Here is a 23,011-nt window from a genome sequence, read left to right as displayed (position 1 = left end):
TCAGGATGCGGCGGGTGTGATCGGGATCAGCGGGAGGCGGATCGCCTCGGGCGGGCACTGCGCGGTGTCGGGTGCGCCGATGCGCTGCCCGTCGGCGATCACCGCGGCGGGGCATCCCTTGCCGCAGGAGTCGTTCACCGCGCACGCTCCGCAGGTCGTGTTGGCGCCGACCTGGTAGCGGTCGTGGAAGCGGTACCGGTCGAGGGCGTCGGCGATCTCCCCGTCGAGGATGTTGCCGATCAGGAACTCGCGGTCGGCGTGCCGGGACTGGGGTGTGCGGGCGGCGAAGACGAGGTAGGGGCAGACGGCGGTGGCGCCGTCGGCGAAGACGTAGATCAGGGTGCCGGCGTCGCAGCCGGACAACGGCCGGGTGTCGTTGGGGAACCGGATCGGCACCAGCTCGACGCGGTCGGCCAGGGGCGCGGTGGCGGCGGCGATGGCCCGCATCGTCTGTTCCGGGGCGGCGAGCCGCCCGTGGGACTTCACGCCCCGCCCGAAGCTCGACAGGGGGTTCATCAGCACGTACGCCGCGCCCAGGTCGGCGGCGAACGCGCACAGCTCGGCGAACTCCTGCGGGCGGGTGAGCACGTTCGGCGTCGACAGGATCCCGTGCAGCAGACCCGCCTGGGCGAACCGTCGCGTGGTCTCCCGGGTGACGGCGAAGGAGTCGCGGTTGCCCCGGAACCGGCCGTGCGAGGCGGGCCGGAACCCGTCGAAGCTGACGTTGACCCGCACGTTACCCAGCTCGGCGAGGGCGCTGATCTGTTCGTCGCTGGTCAGGGTGGCGTTCGTGCAGATCTTGACGGGGAGGTCCATCCGCGCCGCCGCGGCGCAGATCTGCAGCAGGTGCGGGTGCGCGAACGGCTCGCCGCCGGTCAACGTCAACCGGGTCACCCGGGCCCGCCGCAACCGGGGCAGCACGACGGCGACCATGTCGTCGACGGCGATATCAGCGCCGACCTGGGTGGAGGACACGAAGCAGTGGGCGCAGTGCAGGTTGCACCGCTGCGTGATCTGCACCAACGCCTTGCGCTCGCCGTCATCGACCGATGTGCGGAAGTAGCAGGAGCTGGCGTGGGTATCGATGACCAGCGGTTTGCTCATGGGTCCCCCCAGCGCCGGGCCGCTCGCAGGAGCCGTCGAAACACCCCTCCTGCCTCACGGGACTTCCTCCTCCAGTAATCCGGCATCCGCTCGTGTCGAACACCCTCGACGCTGATATCCGACACTGGCCTACACGTCACGCCGCCCCTCGTGGCCGACGACCCCGGTCCGCGGCACCGCGCCCCCACTGGAAGTGGCGGCCGGGGTAGCGGAAGGGCGAGGTGGTAGGCGTGGGCGCTGGTCCTTACACGGCGAGGCGCGCCGGAGACCGGCGTTGATTTCTCACGTCGACGGTGGTCGACATCCCCAGGCCGATCGAGACTGACCGCGGCGGGACCGAGCACCACCTTCGCCACGAACCCCCACCAGGCGCGGCCTGGACAGTCACGGCCGAAACCGGCCGGGTTCCCACCGGTGGTGGAACCGCTGACACACCTTATTCCTGATTCACGGAGGCAGAGTGCTACTCGATGCGTCGGCCGGAGGCCCGCCCGGGGCTGGTTCACCCGCTCGCCTGGCATGGGTGTGTGTGGCACTGGCCGCCGTGGTGGCGGCGTTGGTCCTGGGGACGGCGGCATGGGTGCTCGCCCTGTCACCGGGCCCCATTCCGACGGTGTCCGGGTTGGCGCTGGTGGGAGCGGCGGCGCTTAGCGGGGTGGTCACCGCCGGCGGGGCCGTCTACGTTCGTCGACTCACCCGCCTGATGGTGACTGCCTCACCTGCCGACGGCCAGAGGGTGGTGGGACAGCAGGAGGTGTACGTCGGCCTGGCCCGCCGGCTGCAGGGCCTCGTGCACCGCGAGATTCAGCTGCTGGATGTCCTGGAGGCGCAGGTCGAGGACCCCGACCTGCTCAAGGGCCTGTTCCAGGTCGACCACCTCGCCACCCGCATCCGCCGCTATGCGGAGAACCTCGCCGTGGTCGGCGGGGCGGTGCCACGGCGGCAGTGGAGCCGGCCGCTGCCGCTGGTGGAGGTGCTGCGCTCGGCCATCGCCGAGGTGGAGCAGTACGCGCGGGTGCGGGTGGTGCCACCGGTCGAGGGAACCCTGCGTGGTCACGCCGGCGCCGACGTGGTGCACCTGCTGGCCGAGCTGATCGAGAACGCGACCACGTTCGCGCCCCCGCACACCGAGGTGACGGTACGGGCCCGGCGGGTAGCCGTCGGCGTCGCGGTCGAGGTCGACGACCGCGGCCTGGGCATGACACACCTGGAGCAGGACAGGGTGAACACCCTGCTGGCCGATCCCCACCGGGTGGAGGTCGGCGACCTGCTCCGCGACGGTCGTATCGGAGCGTGGGTGGTCTCGGCGCTGGCCCGCCGGCACGGCATCACCACCAAGATCCAGAACAACGTGTATGGCGGGACGCAGGCGGTGGTGATCCTCCCGACGGCCCTGCTCGGCGACCGGCAGACCGACCCACCACCGGCCGTGGACACGGCCCGCGTACCCGCACGGGGCGAACCACCACCCGCGGCCGGGTTTCCCCCGTCGACAGGGGTCCCCACCGCGCCGACCGGTCCGCGGCATTCTCCGCCGGTACCGCCACCGGCGGGGACACCCAGCCGGCACCGCGACGTGCCACCACCGGCCCGTGACGGCACACCCGGGCAGGCCGGCGGGGCACAGCCCGTGCTGCCTCGCCGTACCCGCCAGGCGCATCTGGCGGCCCCGCTGCGGCAGGCCCGCCCGCCGTCGGCGAACCAACCGTCGGGCACCCACAACCCGACCCTCATAGCCGACTTCCTCCACGGCGCCGCCTCCTCCGGACCACCCGCAGCGGGTGCGGGCGTCAACCACCGACCTGTGTGACAAGGAGCCCGTCTGTGACTACCACGAAGCTGTCATCCCCGGAACTGGCCTGGCTGCTGGCCGGCCTGGTGGACCGGGTGCCGCACACCCGCAGCGCGTTGCTGCTGTCCTCCGACGGGCTGCCCCGGGCCGCCCACGGCCTCGCCGATGACGCCGCCGACCACCTGGCGGCGATCGCCTCCGGGCTGTTCTCCCTGGCCCGCAGCGTGGGGGAGCGGTTCGACGCGGGCGGCGGCGTACGGCAGGTCGTGGCCGAACTCGACGAGACACTGCTGTTCGTCACCGCCGCCGGCGACGGCGCCGTGCTGGCGGTCCTGGCCGACCGGCAGGCCGACGCCGGTGTCCTCGGCTACGAGATGTCCCAGATGGTCAAGAGCGTCCGCCCGTACCTGGCGACACCCGTCCGCGACGTCGGCATCCCCGCCCCCGCCGCCCCGTGATGTCCGGCACGCACCAGGAGACGTGGGTCGACGACGCGGCGGGACGCCTGGTGCGCCCCTACACCGTCAGCGCGGGACGGACCCGACCCACCACGACGATGGACCTGCTGTCGTGGGTCGTCGCCACCGGCGTACGACCCCGGGCCCGGCTGGAACCCGACCACGACGTGGCGCTGCGGCTGTGCGGGGCGGCGACCACCGTCGCGGAGATCGCCGCCCGGATGAGGCTGCCGGCGGCGGTCACGAAGGTGGTGCTGTCGGACCTGGTGGCCGTCGGCGCGGTCCGGACCCGCCCACCCCACCCGGTCGCCGACCCGACCGACCGATCGATCCTGGAGAGGCTCCTTGCCGGCCTGCAACAGCGACTCTGACCACATCCCACACGCGTTCAAGATCCTCATCGCGGGTGGGTTCGGCGCCGGGAAGACCACCTTCATCACCGCCACCAGCGAGATCCCGCCGCTGTGCACCGAGGAGCTGATCACCGCCGCCAGCGTCGGCACCGACGACCTCACCGGGGTGCAGACGAAGACGACCACCACGGTGGCCCTGGACTTCGGCCGCATCACCATCGACCCCGACACCGTTCTGTACCTGTTCGGCACACCCGGACAGGACCGGTTCTGGTTCCTGTGGGACGAGCTGAGCCACGGCGCGCTCGGCGCGGTGGTCCTGGTCGACACCCGCCGCCTGCCGGACTGCTTCGCCGCCGTGGACTTCTTCGAATCCCGCTGTATCCGGTTCCTGATCGCCGTCAACGAGTTCGACGGCGCCTATCGCCACGACCCCGCAGAGGTTCGCGCCGCCCTGGGCCTACGACCCGACGTGCCGGTCGTGACCTGCGACGCCCGCCACCCCCGGTCCGCGACCGCCGTCCTGGCGACGTTGGTCCGCACCCTGCTCACCCCGACCTCCACCAGCACTCACCTCACCCCGGCAGGCAGCCCGACATGACCCACGACGGTTTCGTATCCGCACCCCTCACCCCACCCGACCCGCAGGCGCCACAACGCCTCCAACGCCTACGCGCCCTCGGCCTCGGCCGACCGGACCGGGAGTTCGACGACTTCGCCCGCGACCTCGCCGCCATCACCGGCACACCCTGGGCGATGGTCAACTTCCTCGACGACGGCGGCCAGTTCTTCGCCGGCCTCTACACCGGCAACACCACCCCACCCGGCGTGACGACACCGGCCGGCACCCGGGAGCCCGGCCGGTGGATGCCCCGGGACCAGGGATTCTGCCCCCACGTCGTCCACCGACGCCGCGCGCTGGTCCTCGACGACGTCTGCGCCTACCCACGCTTCGCCGGCAACCCCGTCGTCGACCAGCTCGGCATCCGCACCTACATGGGCGCCCCCCTGATCGACGCCACCGGCGTCACCCTGGGCACCGTCTGCGTCGTCGGCCCCGAACCCCGCACCTGGGGCCAGGAAGGCCTCACCACCATCAAGACCTGGGCGGCCACCCTCGCCGCCCGCATCCAGCAGCGCCAACCCGGCAGGTGACCGGACGCCGGTCCATCCGGCGGCCCCGGACCGGCCGCAACCACCGGGTGGACCTGGCCGCCCCGCGTCGGGCGAACCCCACCCCAGCGACAGCCGGGCCGGCATCCCACCCCCGCCCCGCGACACCACCGATGCACACCGCGGCGACTCCCGAGGAGAGCGGCAGATGGTCGACGGCTACCACCTCACCCCCCACCACACCCGACTCCGGCACACGGTCCGGGCGTTCGCCGAAACCGAGATCCGACCCCACCTCCCGCACCTGGAGACGGCCCGGACCGTCGCGCACGACCTGTCCCGACACATCGCCCGCCAAGGATGGCTCGGCGCCACGATCGACCCCACCTACGGAGGCCTCGGACTCGGCCACCTCGCCAAGACACTCATCATCGAGGAACTGTCCCGGGTCTGCGCCGCCATGGGCGCCATGCTCCAGGCATCCCACCTCGGCACCGCGAAGATCATCCACTTCGGCAACGACACACAGAAACGAACCTGGCTACCCGCCATCGCCACCGGCGACTGCCTGCCCACCATCGCCGTCACCGAACCCGGCTCCGGCAGCCACGTCCTCGGCATGACCACCACCGCCACACCCGACGGCGACGACTACCTCATCACCGGCACGAAGACCTTCGTCGGCAACAGCCACATCGCCGACCTCCACGGCGTCGTCGCCCGCACCGGCCCCGGCACCCGCGGACTGACCGCCTTCCTCATCGAAGCCGACCGGCCCGGTGTGCACCTCACCCCACACCAGCCCAGCATGGGCCTGCACGGCTTCAGCTTCGGCGAGATCACCTTCGACAACTGCCGCATCCCCGCGACGAACCGGCTCGGCGCCGAAGGCGACGGCCTCGACATCGCCTACTCCTCCAGCGTCCTGTACGGCAGACCCAACCTCACCGCCGTCGCCCTCGGCATCCACCAGGCCATCCTCGACACCACCACCGCCTACGCGACCAACCAACACCGCTACGGCAAACCCCTGGCCGACCTACCCACCACCAGACACCGCATCGGCGCCATGCAGTCCCGGCTGATGACCGCCCGCCTGACCGCCTACCACGCCGTACACCTTCTCGACAGCGGGCAACCCTGCGACGCCGAACTCATCAACGCCAAACTGATCAACGCCGAGCACGCCATCGACTCCGCCCGCACCGCCATGGAGATCCACGCCGCACACGGCCTCCACCCCACCCAATCACCCATCGAACGCTACTTCCGCGACACCCTGCACATCGCCGCCCCCGCCGGCACCTCCGACATCCAACTCCTCCGACTGGCAGAACACGCCCTCGGCACCACCCGACAACCCTGGTCAACCCGCTTCCACTCAACCGCCCCAAAGCGAAGACGAAACCGAGGCGAGGGGACGCCCACACAACGGGCAGGCACGAGCGCAACGGGATCCCCCGCATGCTGACCCGCACCCGCACCCGCACCCGCACCCGCATCGGCGGCCCGCCCACCGACATCCGAACCCGCACCGGCGCGTTGCTGCTCACCGCGTCACTTCTTCTCACCGCCTGCGCCGGACCCTCCGCCAGCGTGAACCCCGACCCACCGCCCCCGACAACACCCCCGAACAGCGCACCACCGGTCCCCGCCGGACCGGTCCTGAACCGCCTCGCCGACACGCTCGCCGACGCGCCTGCCGACAACACCCGTGGCCCCTACCAGTACATCGAGCGCCGCACCTGGTACCGGCGGATCATCGGGTCACCCGGCCCGGCCGGATGGCCTGAACGGGTCAGCGTCGACCAGCTGTGGCGCACCGACGACGCGGCCGACGGTCGGCTGGTCAGCGTGGACGTCAGCGGCGGAACGTGTACCCCCGACGGCGGAAGCGGCACCTGGACCGGCCAGACCGGCGACCGCTTCGACCAGCCGCCACCGAGCCAACCATCCGCCCTACGCACCCACCTGCTCATCACGGCTGGTCCCGGCGAGAACCATCCCCAGCACGTCGTCGGCGGCATCGCGATGCTCTACGAACGCCACGCGCCCACCCGCCCCGTCCGGGCCGCGGTCCTGCGGCTCCTCGCCGAGCAACCCGGCCTTCTAGCGCAGACCGGCGTCACCGACCGCATCGGGCGTCCTGGCATCGACGTGATCCTCCCGTACACCAGCCGCTCCGGTGTGCCGAGACACGACATCCTCACCATCGACGAGCACAGTGGCGCGCTCCTCGCCGCCTACAGCGCCATCACCGGCCCCATCCCACCGCAGGACCCACGCCTGGGACCCGACTACCCAGCGACGATCATCGCCGACGCCGCCGGCTACCGGCTCTACGTCGACAGCCGCCGCACCCCGAACACCCATACACCGGCGGCCGGCTGCCAGCATCCCACCCTCCGGACGGGCGCAGGGCAACGCCTCGCCGCCGTGAGCGGTGACGAGACCCACGCGGATCCTCAGCCTTCTGGCGGCTCCTTACCTCCGGATCAGGGCGTCGACCCGGCCGCGCCGGGACGGCGCAGCCCCCGCACGCGACCCCGAAGGAGGACACGAAGGTGAGCGATCCACGACCGGTCAGGACCCTGCAGCCCGGCGTTACGCCCGCCCCCGCAGGGCAATCGCGCCAGTCCCGCCCTCCACCACCGCCGAAGGGGCCCACCCATGACGCGCCTGCTGATCGCGACCTACAACTACGAGGCGGGCGGCTACCGCGACGGCATCTTCAACATGCGGCCCCTGCAACAGACGTTCGCCGCCCTCGACACTCCGCCCGCGATCATCCTGTTCTGCGAGGCCAAGCACTACCGACGCAACCAACACGCAGGGCTACGCCTGGCGGAGAAAGCCCTCACCGACGCCCTCCACGCCCCCTACACCGGGCTCCTCGGCACCAGCCAACACGGACCCATCCCACCGGCCATCTTCTACAACACCCGCCTCGTCACCCACCTGGACTGGCCCGGCGACGACCCCCACGACCCCGACGTCTTCCCCGACAAACGCAACGTCGGCCGCTTCCGGGCCAAGGCCAACGGGGCCGAGTTCGGCGCCTGGGTCGCCCACTTCAACTCCCGCAGCGGAGCCGCCCGCCTGGAAGAAGCGAAACTTCTCGACCGCTACGGCACTGACCCGCTCCCGTTCATCGGCGGCGGCGACCTCAACTCGACCGCCAGCGGCGGACACTTCCCCCAACGGGACTGGCAGGCCGCAAACCATCACATCCGTACCCATAAGGGCGCATGGATCGATGACGGGACATCCGAAGGACGCTGGGGGGCCGACACCGCCGCCCTCGACCACCTCATCGGCCGATGGGACCCCACCAGCAACCGCCGACTTAACGGTGCCGGCTACCACGCCGTCGCCGAGCTCGCCTGGCTGGCCAACCCTGACACCGCCATCGCACCCACCGTCATCGACAAACCCGGTGAAGGCGGCCCCGACCTCCTCGACTACCTCCTGGTCAACAACACCATGCGCCCACACGTCATCCCCAGCAGCTACCACGTCCACATCCCCGACGGGCCACCATTCCCGTCCGACCACCACCTCGTCACCGCCGAGATCGACATCTGAGGCGCCGGGACCACGGGAACGACCACCACACGCTCCAAGCGGCGAAACACGACACCTCGCGGTCGCGACACGAGCAGCTCAGCGACAAAGGGTAGGCGGGACGCAGCCCGACAGCCTGTCCATACTCCAGGACCTGTTCTGGCAAGGGCTGAGCTCGCTCACCAGACCATGAACCGCGATCCGACAGTGACGTCCACCCTGGCGCCACCAGCCCGCAGCCTGCGGGACCACCCACCCCGGTGTCCACACGCCCGATCGCCCGGACAGCGCCAACGCCGCATCAACCCCCGACTCCCCAGCCTGTCGAGGACCAACCTCCTGTGGCCAAGCCCCGCAAGTACACCTCCGACGTCATCGCCGACGCAGTACGAAGGGTCGAAGCCGCCCGCGCGACGGGACGACGCGGCCCGATCAGCACCGTCGCCCGGGAACTCCACCTCGACCGCCGCCTCCTCCAAACCTGGGTCACCAACGCCCGCGCCGACGCCGCGCACCTGCTCGCCCCGCTCCTACAAGGCGAGGCGGCGATCCGCTGGGCCGACTACGCCCACCGCAGCCTCACCCACCTCCACGGCCCCACCCACCCGCACACCCTCGCCGCCGCCCACACCCACGCCACCGCCCACCGCCCACCGCCAAGCAGGCCACCACCAGCGCGCCTACCACCTCCTGCGGGAACTCGCCGACCACCTGGCCGCCACCACCGGACCCGACGCGCACCCCACCCTCGCCGTCCGCGCCACCACCGCCCTCGTCCTACACGACCTCGGCCACCACCACGCCGCCCACACCCTCCTCGCCGACACCATCGACCGCCACCACCGCGCCCACCCCCGGCATCCCGCCACCGCCCGCATGACCGCACACCTCAACCAGCTACGACAGCGCCACTCCACCCACCACGACAACAGCAGCCCAGGACCAGCAGTGAACCTCCCGGTGGTGCAGGCGTGACCGCCCCGGACACGGCCGCGAGCGGCATGAAGGCGGACGGACAGCGACCCGACACTCCCCGCGACCACCAAAGGCATCTACTGCCGGCGGACGCCTTGCCGCCGCTGCGCGGATATCAACAGGAAGCGGTCGAGGCGATCGTCCAGGGTGCCGCCCGCGACGGCAGGGGACAGGTCATCGCCGCCTGCGGGACCGGAAAGACACTGATCGCCGCACACGCGGCAGTACGGTGCTGCCCACGAGGGTTGGTGGTGATCGTGTGTCCGTCACTGGCCCTGGTCGGTCAGACCCTGCGGGTGTGGCGGCCCCTCGGCGCCTACACGGCGGCGGTGTGCAGCGACGACTCCGTCGCCGACGTCGCCGGCCACACCGACCCGACGAACTGCCCGGTACTGGCCGACCCCGACGAGATCACCGCATGGCTCCACCACGCCCCACCCGGGCGGATGCGGCTGCTCGCGGTCACCAACACCTCCGCCGACCGCGTCGGCACAGCACTCCTGGCCGCCGGTATGACCGCCGACCTGCTGATCATCGACGAAGCACACCGCACCGCCGGCCCCACGGGCAAGACGTTCGCCCGCGTCCACGACGACACCCACCTGCCCGCCACCATCCGGGTGAACATGACCGCCACACCCCGCATCATCACCACCCACCACCGCAAGGGACAGCCGCACGAGGTGCTGTCGATGGACGACCCGAGCGTGTTCGGACCCGTATGGCACCGGTACCCGTTCGGCCAGGCCATCACCGACGGCTGGCTCGACGACTTCCGCATCGTCGTCATCGGCATCCGCACCCACGACGCCTTACAGGTGCTTCAAGACGTGAACGACGACCGCGTCACCGCCATCGGCGAAGCCCCACTACGCACCGCCGTCGTCCAAACCGCCCTCCTGCGCGCCGCCGCCGAGTTCGGACTCCGCCGGGTCCTCGTCTTCACCCCACGCGTCGCCGACAGCAGAGAATTCGCCGCCACCCTCGCCCGAACAGCAGCCCGCCTACCCGCGGCCGAACAGCCGAAAGGCCGGCTGACCACCGGCCACGTCGACGGCCAGCAGAACCTACGCCAACGACAGATCCACCTCGACCGCCTCGCCGAACCCCCCGACGACGGATGGACCGTCATCTCCTCCGCCCGCGCCCTCACCGAAGGCATCGACGTCCCCGCCGTCGACGCCGTCGTCCTCACCCGACCCATGCGCTCCACCGTCCAGACCGTCCAAACCGTCGGACGAGCCCTACGCCGCAACCCCCGAGGCACCGGCATCGCCACCATCCTCGTCCCCCTGCTACTCCCCGACGACCCCCACCGGCTACCCCATGCCGACGACGAATGGATGGCCGCCCTGCAGGTGCTGTGGGCGATGTGCGCCCACGACGACGCCCTCGCCACCGACCTCGACACCCGCCACCACCACGCCCGCACCGGTAGTCGACACCCACAACTACCCGAACGGGTCCTCCTGCGCATGCCCGACGGCTACCTCACCGACAGCCTCCTGCGGGACATCACCATCCGCATCCTCGACCACGCCACCACCGGCAGAGCACCCACCCACCCCACCGAAAGCTGGATCGCAGGTATCACCGCCGACCACGCCTTCCGACACCGCGAAGGCCACCTCGACGTACCCCGCTACCACCGCGAAGGCGACATCGACCTCGGCAGCTTCATCCACAACTGCCGAGGCCGCCACCGACGCGGCGAACTCACCCCCGACCAGATCCTCACCCTCGAACAGCTCGGCATCACCTGGCGCGTCTTCGACGCCCGCTGGCAACGACACCTCGCCGCGTTCACCACCTTCCGCCACCGCGAGGGACACCTCAAGGTGCCCCGGCATCACCGCGAAGGCGACATCAACCTCGGCAGCATCGCCCACAACCTTCGCAATCAGGGCAAACGTGGCCTCGTCCCCCGCGACCGCATCGACGCCCTCGACGCCCTGGGCTTCCGCTGGGCGCATTCCCCGGAGCAAGAGCAAGCAGTGATGCCGCCGGCATCACCAGCCACCGCCCGAAAGACCGCACCCGGGAGCAGCCGATGAGCGTGGAACTCGACCTATCCCTGTGCCACATCGGAGTCGGCGGACTCCTCCAACCCGACGGCAGTGAGCGGAGTGCCCATGACGGATGCTCCGTTGCGGACCCTCGTAGGGCCGATGAGGACCTAGAACGCCCTCTCAGCCGACGGAAATCGGTCGCGGCGTTGAGGATGCTTGACTTGTGAACGATGGATGGCGTGACGTAGAAGCAGGCCGCCGCGAGCTCGACTGGTCCATTGCGGTCGGTGATCCGGCAGAGGCTACCTACCTGACACCACTGGGTCGTCAGACAGCGACTCGGATGATCGAGGATCTCGAGGCGTTCTTCGGGCCGGGTTGGCTGCATAAGGCCGTGCGTCCCGCCAAGGGTGTAGCTGGTCCGACCATGGGGCCATACTTCGCCTCTCTGTTGGGCATCGGCGCCTTCGGAACAGTGGTGGGGTTGTGGGCGCGTCTGCAGTATCTGGTTGATGCCGCGACGCCGGGCGTCGGCCAAATGCGCCGAAACCTCCGAGCGAACCCTGTCGCCGACGAATTCCGCCATCACCTTGCTTTGGCGAGGCTCGCGGTGCAGGCGGAGTTAGCGGGCGCCAGGGTGACGCTGGAGCCCAGCAAACCCCGGGGTGGTCCGGGAGACCTGCGGGCGGTTCGCGCCGGCAGCGACGTATTCCTTGAGTTGCGGACGCTCGGGCCGGACAAGAAGTTCCTGGAGTACAAGCAGCAGGTTGACCAGGCGCAAGCGTTTCTCCGGCAGCTCGAGCATCGGTACGGGGTGCACTGGGACGGCGATCTGCCGCACGAGCCGACCGATCAGTGGCGGGAAGCCGTGGGCGCCGCCGCGCGGAGATCCGCGGCAGACGGCGCAACCGTCGAGGTCGCGCTGGAAGATGTGACTCTCACCGTGCGGCCCGGCCCGGCGCCGGCCGGGACGGTTGTCGCCGGCCCGGTATGGGAGGCGGATCAGGGCCCTCGTCTGCTGCGTGCGCTCATGGCGAAGGCTGTCAAGACGGAGTCAGCTGGAGCGGCCTGGCTGTGGTTGGAGGACGCCGGCGCCCTGTGGCCGCTTTCCGCGTTTGCTCAGGACTCTCTGCCGGGTAAGGAGGAGGCACTTCGCCAGGTCCTAGACTCGTTGTTCGACGCCCATCCGCATGTCCTGGGTGTGGTCCTCACCTCCGGTGAGCAGCGAGTCGGCACTCCTGGTGACGACATCGATCATGTCGGCCATCGTGGCGTAGCTTTTCGTCGGACGTTGCCGGGTGGGCTGATGCGCGAGAGCGTCGTCGTCCATCGTCGCCTGGCCGTGCCGGGGCAGTACCGCCTCATGGCTGACATGTGCGCCGGCGAACCGGCATGGCTTGACCGCGCGCTCGATATCCTCGGCGTATCCGGCGGACTCGCGGCCCTAACCATCAGGCCTGCTGCGCCCATCCAGCGGTTGTCGCCCGGAACGCCACGACCATCAGGCCTCTATCTGCCGTCGTAGGCCCAGCATGTGGGTCTCCTGCCCGACGATGCCGAACGATGGTTCTTGTTCAGGAGTGATTACCGCCGATATACGGTCATATGTAGCGAGACCACGGCCGATGACGTGCTTTCGAGGTGATGTTGATCGGGTCGCCACCGCAGCGTGCGATGGCGTTGCCGGATTGCTCGGTCATGCCGGCCAGGACGAGTCGACGCCAGCCGGTCATAGGGTGTCGAAGAGCCGGCGACGGCGATCGCACAGACCCTGCGGGCGCCGGAATGTCGCCCCATGACGTGCTTGTGTCTGGGTTGCCTTGGCCCCGCTCGTTGGAGGATCTCCCAGACGACGAAGGGCGCGATCTTCACTCTCAGGCGAGGGGGCAGGGCTCATGTAGCCTCGGAGGGTGTCTTCGCCGACGCCTCACGGTGACCCCGCTAAGAATATCCTCAAGCAGCTCGCGGCCCTGGTTGACGAGTTGGAGTCTGTGACTCCTCCGAGCCGAACCGCCGCGCGTAACTCGCTGCGCAAGGCGCTAATCGCGGAGGCGACGCGGCTCGAACAGGCGGTAAGTCGCCTTGATCCAGTTCTCAGACCGAGTAGCCTCTTCGACCCGAGCGCTCCGGCCACCACTGGTCGCATCGTCGCGTTGACGACGATCGCCCAGCAGCGGCATCCGCTGGTCTCTCTTCAGCCCTTCTATGGTGCCGGCGTCTACGCCCTCTACTACAAGGGTTCGTTCGACGCTTACTCTCTGCTCTCGGGCAAGGAACAGCCGATATACGTGGGCAAGGCTGACCCTAAGGATGTCGGGGCGAAGGACGCGGTCAGCCAGGGGACGAGCTTGTTCGACCGTCTCAACGAGCACAGGAAGAACATCGCCAAGGCGACCTCGACGCTACGCGCGGAGGACTTCGACTGCCGCTTCCTGATCGTGCAGACGGGTTATCAGCGCGCGGCTGAGGAGTACCTGATCAACTTCTTCAAGCCCATCTGGAACAACGAGATGAGGATCTGCTACGGCCTGGGCAAGCACGGGGACAGCGCCACCACTCGCGCGAACAAGCGATCCCCCTGGGACACTCTGCATCCTGGCAGGGCGTGGGCCGGTGGTCTCATGGAGGATCAGAAACCGGAGAGCCAGATCAGGAGTGAGATCGAGGTTCACCTCGAGCGAGTGCCGCCGCACGCGACGCTTGAGGCGATCCTGGCGGACTTTCTCAGCGACCTCGGCCAGCTCGCGCCTGGCAGCTTCACCACCGCCGAAGCCGAGAAGGTACCTGTCGAGACCGACTCTGGCGGCGGGGATGGTACGGACGGCGGCGTGGTCGCGGGCGAGTTGTTCTGAGCATCGGCGGCTCGTGACAGCGTCACGGTGTCACGAGCCTGCTCGGCCGCCTACGGGACCTCCGTCGAGGCGAGGTCGACCCGAAGTTCCTCGATGACGGTCAGCGCGTCCTCCTCCTCGACGTCACCGGCCCACCGCAGCCGCCAGGCCGAGCCGTCCGCGATCATCGCGTCGAGCGCCCGTGTGGCGAGGTCTCGCAGTGATTCGCTGACCTGGATGTCCCGCCGGCCGAGGAGGAACCTCGGTGCGTACGCGGATTCCGAGACCGACGCGCCGGTGATCGACTGCAGGACGGTCGCGGCCGCCGCGACCGCCCGAGCGGCCTCGCCCGCGGTGAGGGCGTGATCGGCTGACACCGCGGCGTCGAGCGCGCGGCGTACGAGCTCGGTGCGTCGGTCGGGGGCGATCGCCTCCAGGGCGGCGCACCACTCGACCGCGTCGTCGTTGTCGAACGGACCGAGCTGCCAGGTGGCCATCGCCCCTCCCTCTGCTGGCGTAACCAAACCACATCCACGACGCCGCCCACGTCGGGGCTCCGTCGTGACTCGGCCCCAATGGGTGGGGTCATGAGTGGCGGCGCTCCGGGATCATCTTTCCAAGATCGACAACTCCGCGGTATGCTCCTGCCATGTCTGAGCCGGCAGGAGACCCGAAGAGGGACCGCACCTCGGTGGAGCTCTTCGCGGGCGGCGGTGGCCTCGCGATGGCCGTCCACCGCGCGGGCTTCCGCCCCCTCCTGGTCAACGAGCTCGTGAGGTACGCGTGCGAGACCCTGGAGGCCAACGCGGCGAGTCGACGTGGTGACACCGAGCGCATTCCCGTCCCCGGCGAGCGCTGGCCCCTCGTCCCCGGCGACGTGGGCGGCGTCGAGTTCGACTACTTGTGGGACCGCGTCGACCTGCTCGCCGGGGGGCCGCCCTGCCAGCCGTTCAGCCTGGGTGGTGTCGCCAAGGGCGACGAGGACAAGCGCAACATGTTCCCGCAGATGTTCCGCGCCATTCGGCAGATCCAACCCAAGGCCGTCATCTGCGAGAACGTCCGCGGCCTGCTACGACCGTCCTTCAGACCGTACTTCGACTACATCGAACGCGAGTTACGGCTGCCGTTCGAGGAACGCGTCGACGGCGCTACCTGGCGTGAGCATGACGAGGTGCTGCGGCGGCGACTGGACGAGGAGCCCTCAGACCCGAAACGCCGGTACGAGGTCGTGACCACGACGGTGAACGCCGCCGACTACGGCGTCCCGCAGGTCCGTAACCGGATCATCATCGTGGCGTTCAGGTCAGACCTCGGCGTCGATATCAAGCGCTTTAAGAAGGCCGTGGGCCCGCGATACTCGGAAGCCGCGCTAGTCCGGTCGATGCTGGACGGGTCCTACTGGGAACGGCATCCGGACGTCCCTGGCCACGTGCGTCACCGGGTCATGTCGCGACTGCCGGACATCCCGCCCAAGGCTGACGACACCCTGCCATGGCGCACCCTCCGCGACGCCATCAAGGGCCTCGACGGCCAGCGACCCCTCCCCCCGGTGCCGTGGGATCGCCTCGACCGACGGGAGTACCGGCTCGGAGGGTTCACCGACCACATCGGCTGGCCGGACGCGCGAATCTACGCGGGCCACACGCCCAACGAGCTCGACCGACCGGCGAAGACGGTCAAAGCCGGAGTGCACGGAGTGCCCGGCGGCGAGTCGGTACTGCTGACCGACGACCTGCTACCCGAACCCATCGCCGGATCACCCTACGCCTACCGGCACCGGTACATGACCGTACGCGAGACCGCCCGGGTCATGACCTTCCCCGACGACTGGAAGCTCGCCGGCCCGCGAGGTGAGCAGATGCGCCAGCTCGGCAACGCCGTTCCCGTCATGCTGGGCGAGTTCTTCGCCCGAGCCATCGCCACCGCGCTTGACGAGGCCGAGAGACAGCCGTGACACCATCGGCGCGCTCCGACCAGCACTGGGCGGACAAGCCACCGAACCCGAGGGCCTGGCAGGGCCGAAAGGGCCGCAGCCGACGAGCGGCCTCGGCCGAACAGGATCGCGCCGCCGGCGGACCCGACCGCCGCTGGGTCGACCTCGGCGATGGCCGTCGGGCACGCGCCTCCGTCGCACTCAAACTGCTACCCAGAACACGACGAATTCGCGCCTATCTACGCTGGTCAGACCGTGGCCGATCGCCCGCCCGCTACCTCGGAGAGGTCGAGCACGCCACCCGGGCCGAGAACCTAGCCGAGGGATGGCGCCTCGCCCTAGACCGAGGACTCCTCGCCACGCTGCACACCGACCAGAACTCGTGGGCAAAGAGCCCGGCCGTACGAGCCGTGATGCGCGCCAACAAGGCCCGCGACACCGGCCCCGAGAAACGCATACGCTCGCTTCTCCATAAGGCGGGCCTGCGATACCGGGTCAACACCCGCCCACTCGCCACGCTGCGGCGCACCGCCGACGTGGTCTTCCCCACCGCCCGCGTCGCGGTGTTCGTCGACGGCTGCTACTGGCACGGATGCCCCGAGCACTACCGGCCCGCCCGCGCCAACGAACAGTTCTGGCGCGAGAAGATCGACAGGAACCGCGCACGGGACCGCGAGACCGATCAACTGCTCTCCGACACCGGCTGGACAATCGTCCGAATCTGGGAACACGAGAGCCCCGTCGAGGCTGCCAACCGAGTCAAGGAGGTCGTTCGCGGCTCGGCAACACCACCACCTCAACGCCGAATCGGCGGGTAGCACGTACTCGAATTCATGCCACAGCCTTCTCTATCATGTTCATGATGACGCTGCGTCCATCGGCCGGATCCGGATTCTGGTCTTCGCCTGAGGCATGGCAGTACCGATCGTTCGTACGCCGTCAGCGTGTCAGGCGGATTCATGTGGACGGGGAGCCGGAGGGTAAGGGCGAGCGGGGTCGCCGAGCGATCTCGGAGTTCCAGCGGCAGGTGGCCGCACAACAGCGAGCGGCAGGACACCGAGCGATGACCGGGCCAGTCGCGTTGGAACTTCGGTTCGTCTCGACGCGGCCGACGCCGCCTGCCATCCACCGGATGGCGAAGTGGGCACTCGATGTCCTTGAACAGCCCGGTCCTACCACCGCGCTGAGCGCCGATCGCCGGCCGCTGTTGTATCGCAACGACCGTCAGGTCAAGCTACTACATGTCTCTCTTGACCAGGCTTGGCCTGGACACGGGCATCCGCCCGGGCCTGAGGGCCCCAAGGCGATCATCCACGGGCAGCCACTGCGAGACGTCGTTGAGGACCTGCGTGTGTCCCACGAGTTGTCGAGGGTCAGACACCCGCACCGCCGGGATTGGGACGTGTTCGGGGAGGACGATGAGGACGACTACCCGCGCGTCGACCCGCTTGAGGAGTGGGATACGGAGGTACCGCGACCGACTGGCGATCCTGCACACGACCGGTTCAACGCATCCCTGCTGGCGTGGAGTACCTACCAGAACACTGAGGTTTCTCAGAAGCGGTTGCTGATCGCGATGGACCGGCTCGTGGATGGCGCGATCTCGTCCGCGCCCTACCAGGTCTCAGAGTCGGGCACTCGCGACGGCGGTGGGCACCGGAACAGGCCCGAGTTAGTTCATTTGATTGAGCGGCACGAGACCCAGCAGTGGCAGGACCTGCTGTCGTTCCCCATGATGCTGCCGCTACCAGGCCTTCCGGAGAACAGCGCCGACCGGCGGACCTTCCGCGATGCCCTGTACGCCAGTATGGAGGACTTTCGGAGCAGGTGGCCGGTGCTGCAAAACCTAGTTGTCCCCATCAAGGTCACCATGCTGGTGGTGCCTCCACAGCAGGGGAAGGACCTCGACAACCTCGCCCTTGACGTGCTCCCAGCGGTCCACGAGGTGCTCCGTCCCCATATCGAACCATGGCACTTCACCCCCGGACTCCTTGACGAGGACCCCGCCACCACGCAGATGAAGCGGGAGCGCGATCAAGCCCTCAAGCGACTGAAGTCGCTCAACGCGCAGAGTGTCACCGCCTACCAGGTGGTCGAACTGAAGCGTCGTCCGGAGCATCCGCCGCAGGGACTTCTGAGGCTTACGCTCGGGCTCGGCGACGGATACGACCATCGCACCCAAAGTCTGTGGCAACGCACCGACACGCGGTTGTGGCGCAGACTTCACGGATTCTGACGAACGACCGACGCGGTTATATGGGTCTGCTGTCAACAGCTCAACCGCGAACTGCTCCATCTCTGGCAGGTGACGGAGAGCTTCCCAAATCACGTCACCCTGTGCCGCTCCCTCGTGCAACGCCGCTCGACCGGGGTTGCGTCCACGGAAGTGGTGTACGACTTGCCCGTGATGGGTGTGCGTAGATGAGAGACGGCCATCGCGTCGATCCTTCAAGACGACCAAGTCAGAGAAGGAATAGAGGACGCGATGGCCGCATCTGAGAGTGCGAACCCTGTTGACCTGCTGCGCGAGCAGATCGAGGGCGCGTCGCCGGACGTGTTGCAGACGATGATCAAGACATTCGCGCAGGCGTTGATGTCCGCCGAGGCGGACGCAATCTGCGGCGCCGGCTACGGGCAGCGCAACGACGAGCGGGTCAACTCCCGCAACGGCTACCGGTCCCGGGAGTGGGACACCCGGGCCGGAACGATCGATCTGGCGATCGCGAAGCTTCGCCAGGGCGCCCACTCCCCGACTGGTTGCTGACGCACCGCCGGCGAGCCGAGCAGGCCCTGGTCTCGGTCGTGGCGACCCCCTACCTGCTCGGAGTGTCGACCCGGCGGGTGGAGAAGCTTGTCGAACAAGTCGGGATCCGGCAGCAGTCCAAGTCGCAGGTCTCGGAGATGGCCACTCACCTGGACGCGCAGGTCGAGGCGTTTCGCAACCGGCCTCTCGACGCCGGGCACTACACGTTCGTGTGGATGGACGCGCTGACGATGAAGGTCCGTGAACACGGGCGAACGGTCAACATCCACGGGCTGATCGCCGTGGGCGTCAACGCCGACGGAGGACGCGAAGTCCTCGGGGTGGACGTGGCCTGGCAGGAGGACGGGGCCGGCTGGCTGGCATTCCTGCGGTCGTTGACCGCCCGCGGCCTGACCGGCGTCCGCCTGGTCATCTCCGACGCCCACACCGGCCTCGTGGCAGCCATCGGGGCGGCCCTGCCCGGTCCGTCGTGGCAACGGTGCAGGACTCACTACCTACGGAATCTTCTGACGAAGGTGCCGAAATCAGCGCAGCCGTGGATCGCCACCCTGGTGCGGAAGATCTTCGACCAGCCCGACGCCGACGCCGTCCGCGCATAGTACGAGTCGCCTCATGGATCGAAAGGACGGCCGCGATGGAGAACATGGCCGACAAGCATGCGTTGTTCGCTGAGTTCGCAGCTCTTGAAGACGCCTTCGAAGCGATGGAGCGGAGGGGTCTCGAAAGCGGTCTGGGACATCGACGAGCAGGCGAACATGCGGTGATCGCCTGCGGCACAGCCCCGTCCGGCCAAGCCAGCCGCAAGATGGTGGATGGTGGGTTCGGCAGGCCAACGCGCATTCGACCCCGACGAACAGGTGGCGGCCTCGCCGATCGGCTGCAGCCGTGGGGTCGAAATGGCCGACTTGCCGTTGGGGCCGTAGGCGGGCGCGGTAGTGAAGGCGGCGGTTCGGAAGTCAGGACGTGTGTGGCACGCCGACCCGGCCTGTTCGCAATGGCCCGCCCGCGGGGGACCAGCTCCTACCGTCAACCCGACACGGGGAGTCTGCAGGACCTTGTCCTGCCGGAGAGCCTTCACAGCCATTTTCATCCTGGGTAGCGGTTGGTTTCGATGTGGTGCAGGACGAGGATGGCCTGCACGATCGTGGTGGCGCGGCGAGGGCAGCAGCGCAGCTTGGCCAGGATCTTCCGATGGTGTTGGCGTGCGGCGGGGTGGGGTGGGGTGGGGTGGGGTGTCAGAGTGTGGCTCGGATTGGTGATGATGTGTTGGTGAGCCGACCATTCAGGACGACGGCAGCGGCCGTGTTGCTCGGTGGCGGATTAGCCGGGTTCGTTGTCCTGCTGGCCGGGCAGGGGCTGGACCGTGCGGAGAAGTGGGTATCGCTGGTTGGTGTGTTCGCCTCCGTGGCGTTGAGTGCGGGAGGGCTGGGGTTGGGCTGGCTGACCTGGCGCCACAGCCGAACCGGCATCCGTGCTAAGCCGCCGGTGAACGCCAGTGGAGCGGGGTCGGTGGCTATCGGCGGTGACAGCACGGCGGAGATTCGCACCAGCGTGTTGGGCACCCGGCCGCTTGCCGCAGCCTCGGCTGACGGCAGTGCGGGAGTCAGTGCCAGCGGGGCAGGGTCGGTGGCTATCGGCGGTAATAGCGGCGCGCCGATCCGTACCACAATTGCCGTACCGGACGAAGGCAGTCCTCATTCATGATCCTCGGCAGGCGTGATGCCACCTCCACCGGGCACAACGAGGTAGCCGTTCCAGGAGCTGGTTCCGTCGGTATCGGTGGTAACAATTACGGGCCGATCACCACGGCGGCACCTGGTCCGACGGTGCGGTCGGCTTACCGCTACCAGGTCGCGTCGATCGCGCCACCGGGGTTGGTGGGCCGGGACGCGGAGCTGGCGGAGTTGGTCGACTTCTGTACCGCTGCGGACCGCGGGCCGTATGTGTGGTGGCGGGCGCCGGCGTGGGTGGGCAAGTCTGCCCTGATGGCATGGTTCGTGTTGAATCCGCCACCGGGGGTGCGGGTGGTGTCGTTCTTCATTACCGCCCGCTGGGCTGGGCAGGACAATTGGGTGGCCTTCACCGACGTGGTGTTGGAGCAGTTGGCCGAGTTGCTCGACGGCCATCTGCCGCCGTTTCTGACCGAGGCCACCCGCGGCGCGCACCTGCACCGCATGCTCGCCGACGCGGCCGGGCGGTGCGCCGACCGTGGTGAGCGCCTGGTGCTGCTGGTCGACGGTCTGGACGAGGACCGCGGCGTCACCACGGGGCCGGACGCGCACAGCATCGCCGCACTGCTACCAGTCCGCCCGGCGGCAGGACTGCGGGTCATCGTGGCCGGTAGGCCGAACCCGCCGATCCCCACCGACGTGCCCGAGCATCACCCGCTGCGCGATGCCCGAATCATCCGCCCACTCGCCCCATCCGAATACGCGCGGGTCGTGCGCGGTGACATGGAGCGTGAGCTGAAACGGCTGCTGGCCGGTACGCCTGCCGAGCAGGATCTGCTGGGTCTGCTGACCGCCGCCGGGGGTGGTTTGAGCGGCCCGGATCTGGCTGAGTTGACCGGCTGGTCAGTGTGGCAGGTGGAAGACCACCTGCGTACAGTGGCGGGACGTAGCTTCACCTCCCGAAGTAGTCACTGGCGGCCGGATGCCGCGCCGCAGGTGTACGTGCTCGGCCACGAGGAAGTGCAACGCCAGGCCGTGAACATGTTGGGGGCGGACCGGTTGGCCGGCTACCGACAGCGGTTGCACACCTGGGCTGACCGATACCAGGCGCAGGGCTGGCCGGTAGATACCCCGCAATACCTGCTGCGGGGCTACTACCGCATGCTGCACGCGGTCGGGGACCTGGAACGGATGGTGGCCTGCGCCACAGATCCGGCACGCCATGATCGGATGCTTGACCTCAGCGGTGGGGACAGCACCGCCCTGGCCGAGATCACCACCGCCCACACCCTCATCGGCACCCAACCATCCCCGGACCTGCTGGCCGCCCTACGCCTGGCCTGGTACCGCGACCAACTCGCCGACCGCAACACCAACATCCCCACCGAACTCCCCGCGATCTGGGCCACCCTCAGACAACCCATCCGCGCCGAAGCCCTGGCCCGCTCCATCACCGACCCGAACCTGCAGGCGCGGGCCTTGGCCGGCCTGGCCCAGGCGGTGGCCGCCACCGGCGACCACGACCACGCCGAACAGATCGCCCACTCCATCACCGACCCGAACCTGCAGGCGCGGGCTCTGGCCGACCTGGCCCAGGCGGTGGCCGCCACCGGCGACCACGACCGCGCCCGCGCACTAGCCACCCATGCCGAACAGATCGCCCGCTCCATCACCGACCCGAACCTGCAGGCGTGGGCCTTGGCCGGCCTGGCCCGGGCGGTGGCCGCCACCGGCGACCACGACCACGCCGAACAGATCGCCCACTCCATCACCCGCCCGAACCTGCAGGCGCAAGCCCTGACCGACCTGGCCCAGGCGGTGGCCGCCACCGGCGACCACGACCATGCCGAACAGATCGCCCACTCCATCACCCGCCCGAACCTGCAGGCGCAAGCCCTGACCGACCTGGCCCAGGCGGTGGCCGCCACCGGCGACCACGACCGCGCCCGCGCACTAGCCACCGATGCCGAACAGATCGCCCGCTCCATCACCGACCCGAACCAGCAGGCGCGGGCCTTGGCCGGCCTGGCCCGGGCGGTGGCCGCCACCGGCGACCACGACCGCGCCCGCGCACTAGCCACCGATGCCGAACAGATCGTCCGCTCCATCACCGACCCGGACCAGCAGGCGTGGGCCTTGGCCGGCCTGGCCCGGGCGGTGGCCGCCACCGGCGACCACGACCATGCCGAACAGATCGCCCACTCCATCACCCGCCCGAACCTGCAGGCGCAAGCCCTGACCGACCTGGCCCAGGCGGTGGCCGCCACCGGCGACCACGACCGCGCCCGCGCACTAGCCACCCATGCCGAACAGATCGCCCGCTCCATCACCGACCCGGACCAGCAGGCGTGGGCCTTGGCCGGCCTGGCCCGGGCGGTGGCCGCCACCGGCGACCACGACCACGCCGAACAGATCGCCCACTCCATCACCCGCCCGAACCTGCAG

The 23,011-nt window shown here is 69.2% G+C and carries 18 protein-coding genes and 2 pseudogenes; 17 read left to right on the top strand and 3 right to left on the bottom strand.

The window, feature by feature from the left end; genetic code table 11:
- Positions 1-1,104, bottom strand: coding sequence for a radical SAM protein (locus H1A17_RS02320; RefSeq protein ID WP_194820905.1), 1,104 nt, complete (start codon positions 1,102-1,104; stop codon positions 1-3).
- Between the two features lie 523 nt (positions 1,105-1,627).
- On the opposite strand from H1A17_RS02320, the gene H1A17_RS02315 reads away from it, so the two are divergent.
- The 11 genes from H1A17_RS02315 to H1A17_RS02265 all read left to right on the top strand — a co-directional run bounded on the left by H1A17_RS02315 (position 1,628) and on the right by H1A17_RS02265 (position 14,220).
- Entirely contained in the window at positions 1,628-2,914 is a 1,287-nt protein-coding gene (locus H1A17_RS02315; protein ID WP_309236672.1) for an ATP-binding protein, read from the top strand.
- Positions 2,915-2,928: 14 nt separating this feature from the next.
- Positions 2,929-3,354, top strand: coding sequence for a roadblock/LC7 domain-containing protein (locus H1A17_RS02310; RefSeq protein WP_309236671.1), 426 nt, complete (start codon positions 2,929-2,931; stop codon positions 3,352-3,354).
- The gene (locus tag H1A17_RS02305; protein ID WP_194820904.1) at positions 3,354-3,725 is read left to right on the top strand and encodes a DUF742 domain-containing protein; all 372 of its coding nucleotides are present in this window, start codon (positions 3,354-3,356) and stop codon (positions 3,723-3,725) included. The genes H1A17_RS02310 and H1A17_RS02305 overlap by 1 nt, the downstream gene beginning before the upstream one ends.
- The gene (locus H1A17_RS02300) at positions 3,700-4,308 is read left to right on the top strand and encodes an ATP/GTP-binding protein (RefSeq protein ID WP_194820903.1); all 609 of its coding nucleotides are present in this window, start codon (positions 3,700-3,702) and stop codon (positions 4,306-4,308) included. Before H1A17_RS02305 ends, H1A17_RS02300 begins: the two co-directional genes overlap by 26 nt.
- A complete protein-coding gene (locus H1A17_RS02295; protein WP_194820902.1) occupies positions 4,305-4,862 on the top strand; it encodes a GAF domain-containing protein in 558 nt (185 codons plus the stop codon). Before H1A17_RS02300 ends, H1A17_RS02295 begins: the two co-directional genes overlap by 4 nt.
- Before the next feature lie 166 nt (positions 4,863-5,028).
- On the top strand, positions 5,029-6,291 hold the full coding sequence (locus tag H1A17_RS02290) for an acyl-CoA dehydrogenase family protein (protein WP_194820901.1): 1,263 nt from the start codon (positions 5,029-5,031) through the stop codon (positions 6,289-6,291).
- Positions 6,285-7,388, top strand: coding sequence for a hypothetical protein (locus H1A17_RS02285; RefSeq protein ID WP_194820900.1), 1,104 nt, complete (start codon positions 6,285-6,287; stop codon positions 7,386-7,388). Before H1A17_RS02290 ends, H1A17_RS02285 begins: the two co-directional genes overlap by 7 nt.
- A 102-nt stretch (positions 7,389-7,490) precedes the next feature.
- Complete coding sequence (locus tag H1A17_RS02280) at positions 7,491-8,405, top strand: hypothetical protein (protein WP_194820899.1); 915 nt, start codon at positions 7,491-7,493, stop codon at positions 8,403-8,405.
- Positions 8,406-9,355: 950 nt separating this feature from the next.
- Entirely contained in the window at positions 9,356-11,413 is a 2,058-nt protein-coding gene (locus H1A17_RS02275) for a DEAD/DEAH box helicase (RefSeq protein ID WP_194820898.1), read from the top strand.
- Positions 11,414-11,711: 298 nt separating this feature from the next.
- A complete protein-coding gene (locus H1A17_RS02270) occupies positions 11,712-12,893 on the top strand; it encodes a hypothetical protein (protein ID WP_194820897.1) in 1,182 nt (393 codons plus the stop codon).
- 385 nt (positions 12,894-13,278) lie between these two features.
- Positions 13,279-14,220, top strand: a complete 942-nt coding sequence (locus H1A17_RS02265; protein WP_281901974.1) for an Eco29kI family restriction endonuclease — start codon at positions 13,279-13,281, stop codon at positions 14,218-14,220.
- A 50-nt stretch (positions 14,221-14,270) separates the two neighbouring features.
- Here H1A17_RS02265 and H1A17_RS02260 read toward each other — a convergent pair whose 3' ends face one another.
- The gene (locus H1A17_RS02260; RefSeq protein WP_194820896.1) at positions 14,271-14,696 is read right to left on the bottom strand and encodes a DUF4259 domain-containing protein; all 426 of its coding nucleotides are present in this window, start codon (positions 14,694-14,696) and stop codon (positions 14,271-14,273) included.
- Positions 14,697-14,848: 152 nt separating this feature from the next.
- Here H1A17_RS02260 and H1A17_RS02255 point away from each other — a divergent pair, with 152 nt between their 5' ends.
- The 4 genes and pseudogenes from H1A17_RS02255 to H1A17_RS02240 all read left to right on the top strand — a co-directional run.
- Positions 14,849-16,153: a DNA cytosine methyltransferase gene (locus H1A17_RS02255; RefSeq protein ID WP_194820895.1), complete on the top strand. Its 1,305-nt coding sequence runs from the start codon at positions 14,849-14,851 to the stop codon at positions 16,151-16,153.
- Positions 16,154-16,542: 389 nt separating this feature from the next.
- Complete coding sequence (locus tag H1A17_RS02250) at positions 16,543-16,950, top strand: very short patch repair endonuclease (protein WP_309236682.1); 408 nt, start codon at positions 16,543-16,545, stop codon at positions 16,948-16,950.
- Between the two features lie 44 nt (positions 16,951-16,994).
- A complete protein-coding gene (locus H1A17_RS02245) occupies positions 16,995-18,368 on the top strand; it encodes a hypothetical protein (RefSeq protein WP_194820893.1) in 1,374 nt (457 codons plus the stop codon).
- 249 nt (positions 18,369-18,617) lie between these two features.
- Positions 18,618-19,492, top strand: a pseudogene (locus H1A17_RS02240) (IS256 family transposase); the annotation flags it as partial.
- 490 nt (positions 19,493-19,982) lie between these two features.
- Here H1A17_RS02240 and H1A17_RS02235 read toward each other — a convergent pair.
- Positions 19,983-20,084 (bottom strand): annotated as a pseudogene (locus H1A17_RS02235) (IS5/IS1182 family transposase); the annotation flags it as partial.
- Positions 20,085-20,165: 81 nt separating this feature from the next.
- On the opposite strand from H1A17_RS02235, the gene H1A17_RS02230 reads away from it, so the two are divergent.
- A complete protein-coding gene (locus H1A17_RS02230) occupies positions 20,166-20,600 on the top strand; it encodes a hypothetical protein (RefSeq protein WP_194820892.1) in 435 nt (144 codons plus the stop codon).
- A gap of 281 nt (positions 20,601-20,881) precedes the next feature.
- Positions 20,882-23,011: tetratricopeptide repeat protein (locus H1A17_RS02225; protein WP_194820891.1), on the top strand; the 2,130-nt coding region annotated here is incomplete at its 3' end.

Source organism: Micromonospora sp. S-DT3-3-22 (assembly GCF_015354745.1).
Classification (GTDB): Bacteria; Actinomycetota; Actinomycetes; order Mycobacteriales; family Micromonosporaceae; genus Micromonospora; species Micromonospora wenchangensis.
Note: the sequence above shows the minus strand (reverse complement) of the source record. Positions and strands in the feature narration are given on the sequence as shown.

Coding starts and splice junctions, on each gene's coding strand:
- H1A17_RS02270 (WP_194820897.1), top strand. CDS start 11,712: ATGATCGAGGATCTCGAGGCGTTCTTCGGGCCGGGTTGGCTGCATAAG.
- H1A17_RS02305 (WP_194820904.1), top strand. CDS start 3,354: ATGTCCGGCACGCACCAGGAGACGTGGGTCGACGACGCGGCGGGACGC.
- H1A17_RS02280 (WP_194820899.1), top strand. CDS start 7,491: ATGACGCGCCTGCTGATCGCGACCTACAACTACGAGGCGGGCGGCTAC.
- H1A17_RS02255 (WP_194820895.1), top strand. CDS start 14,849: ATGTCTGAGCCGGCAGGAGACCCGAAGAGGGACCGCACCTCGGTGGAG.
- H1A17_RS02285 (WP_194820900.1), top strand. CDS start 6,285: ATGCTGACCCGCACCCGCACCCGCACCCGCACCCGCATCGGCGGCCCG.
- H1A17_RS02245 (WP_194820893.1), top strand. CDS start 16,995: ATGACGCTGCGTCCATCGGCCGGATCCGGATTCTGGTCTTCGCCTGAG.
- H1A17_RS02290 (WP_194820901.1), top strand. CDS start 5,029: ATGGTCGACGGCTACCACCTCACCCCCCACCACACCCGACTCCGGCAC.
- H1A17_RS02295 (WP_194820902.1), top strand. CDS start 4,305: ATGACCCACGACGGTTTCGTATCCGCACCCCTCACCCCACCCGACCCG.
- H1A17_RS02260 (WP_194820896.1), bottom strand. CDS start 14,696: ATGGCCACCTGGCAGCTCGGTCCGTTCGACAACGACGACGCGGTCGAG.
- H1A17_RS02320 (WP_194820905.1), bottom strand. CDS start 1,104: ATGAGCAAACCGCTGGTCATCGATACCCACGCCAGCTCCTGCTACTTC.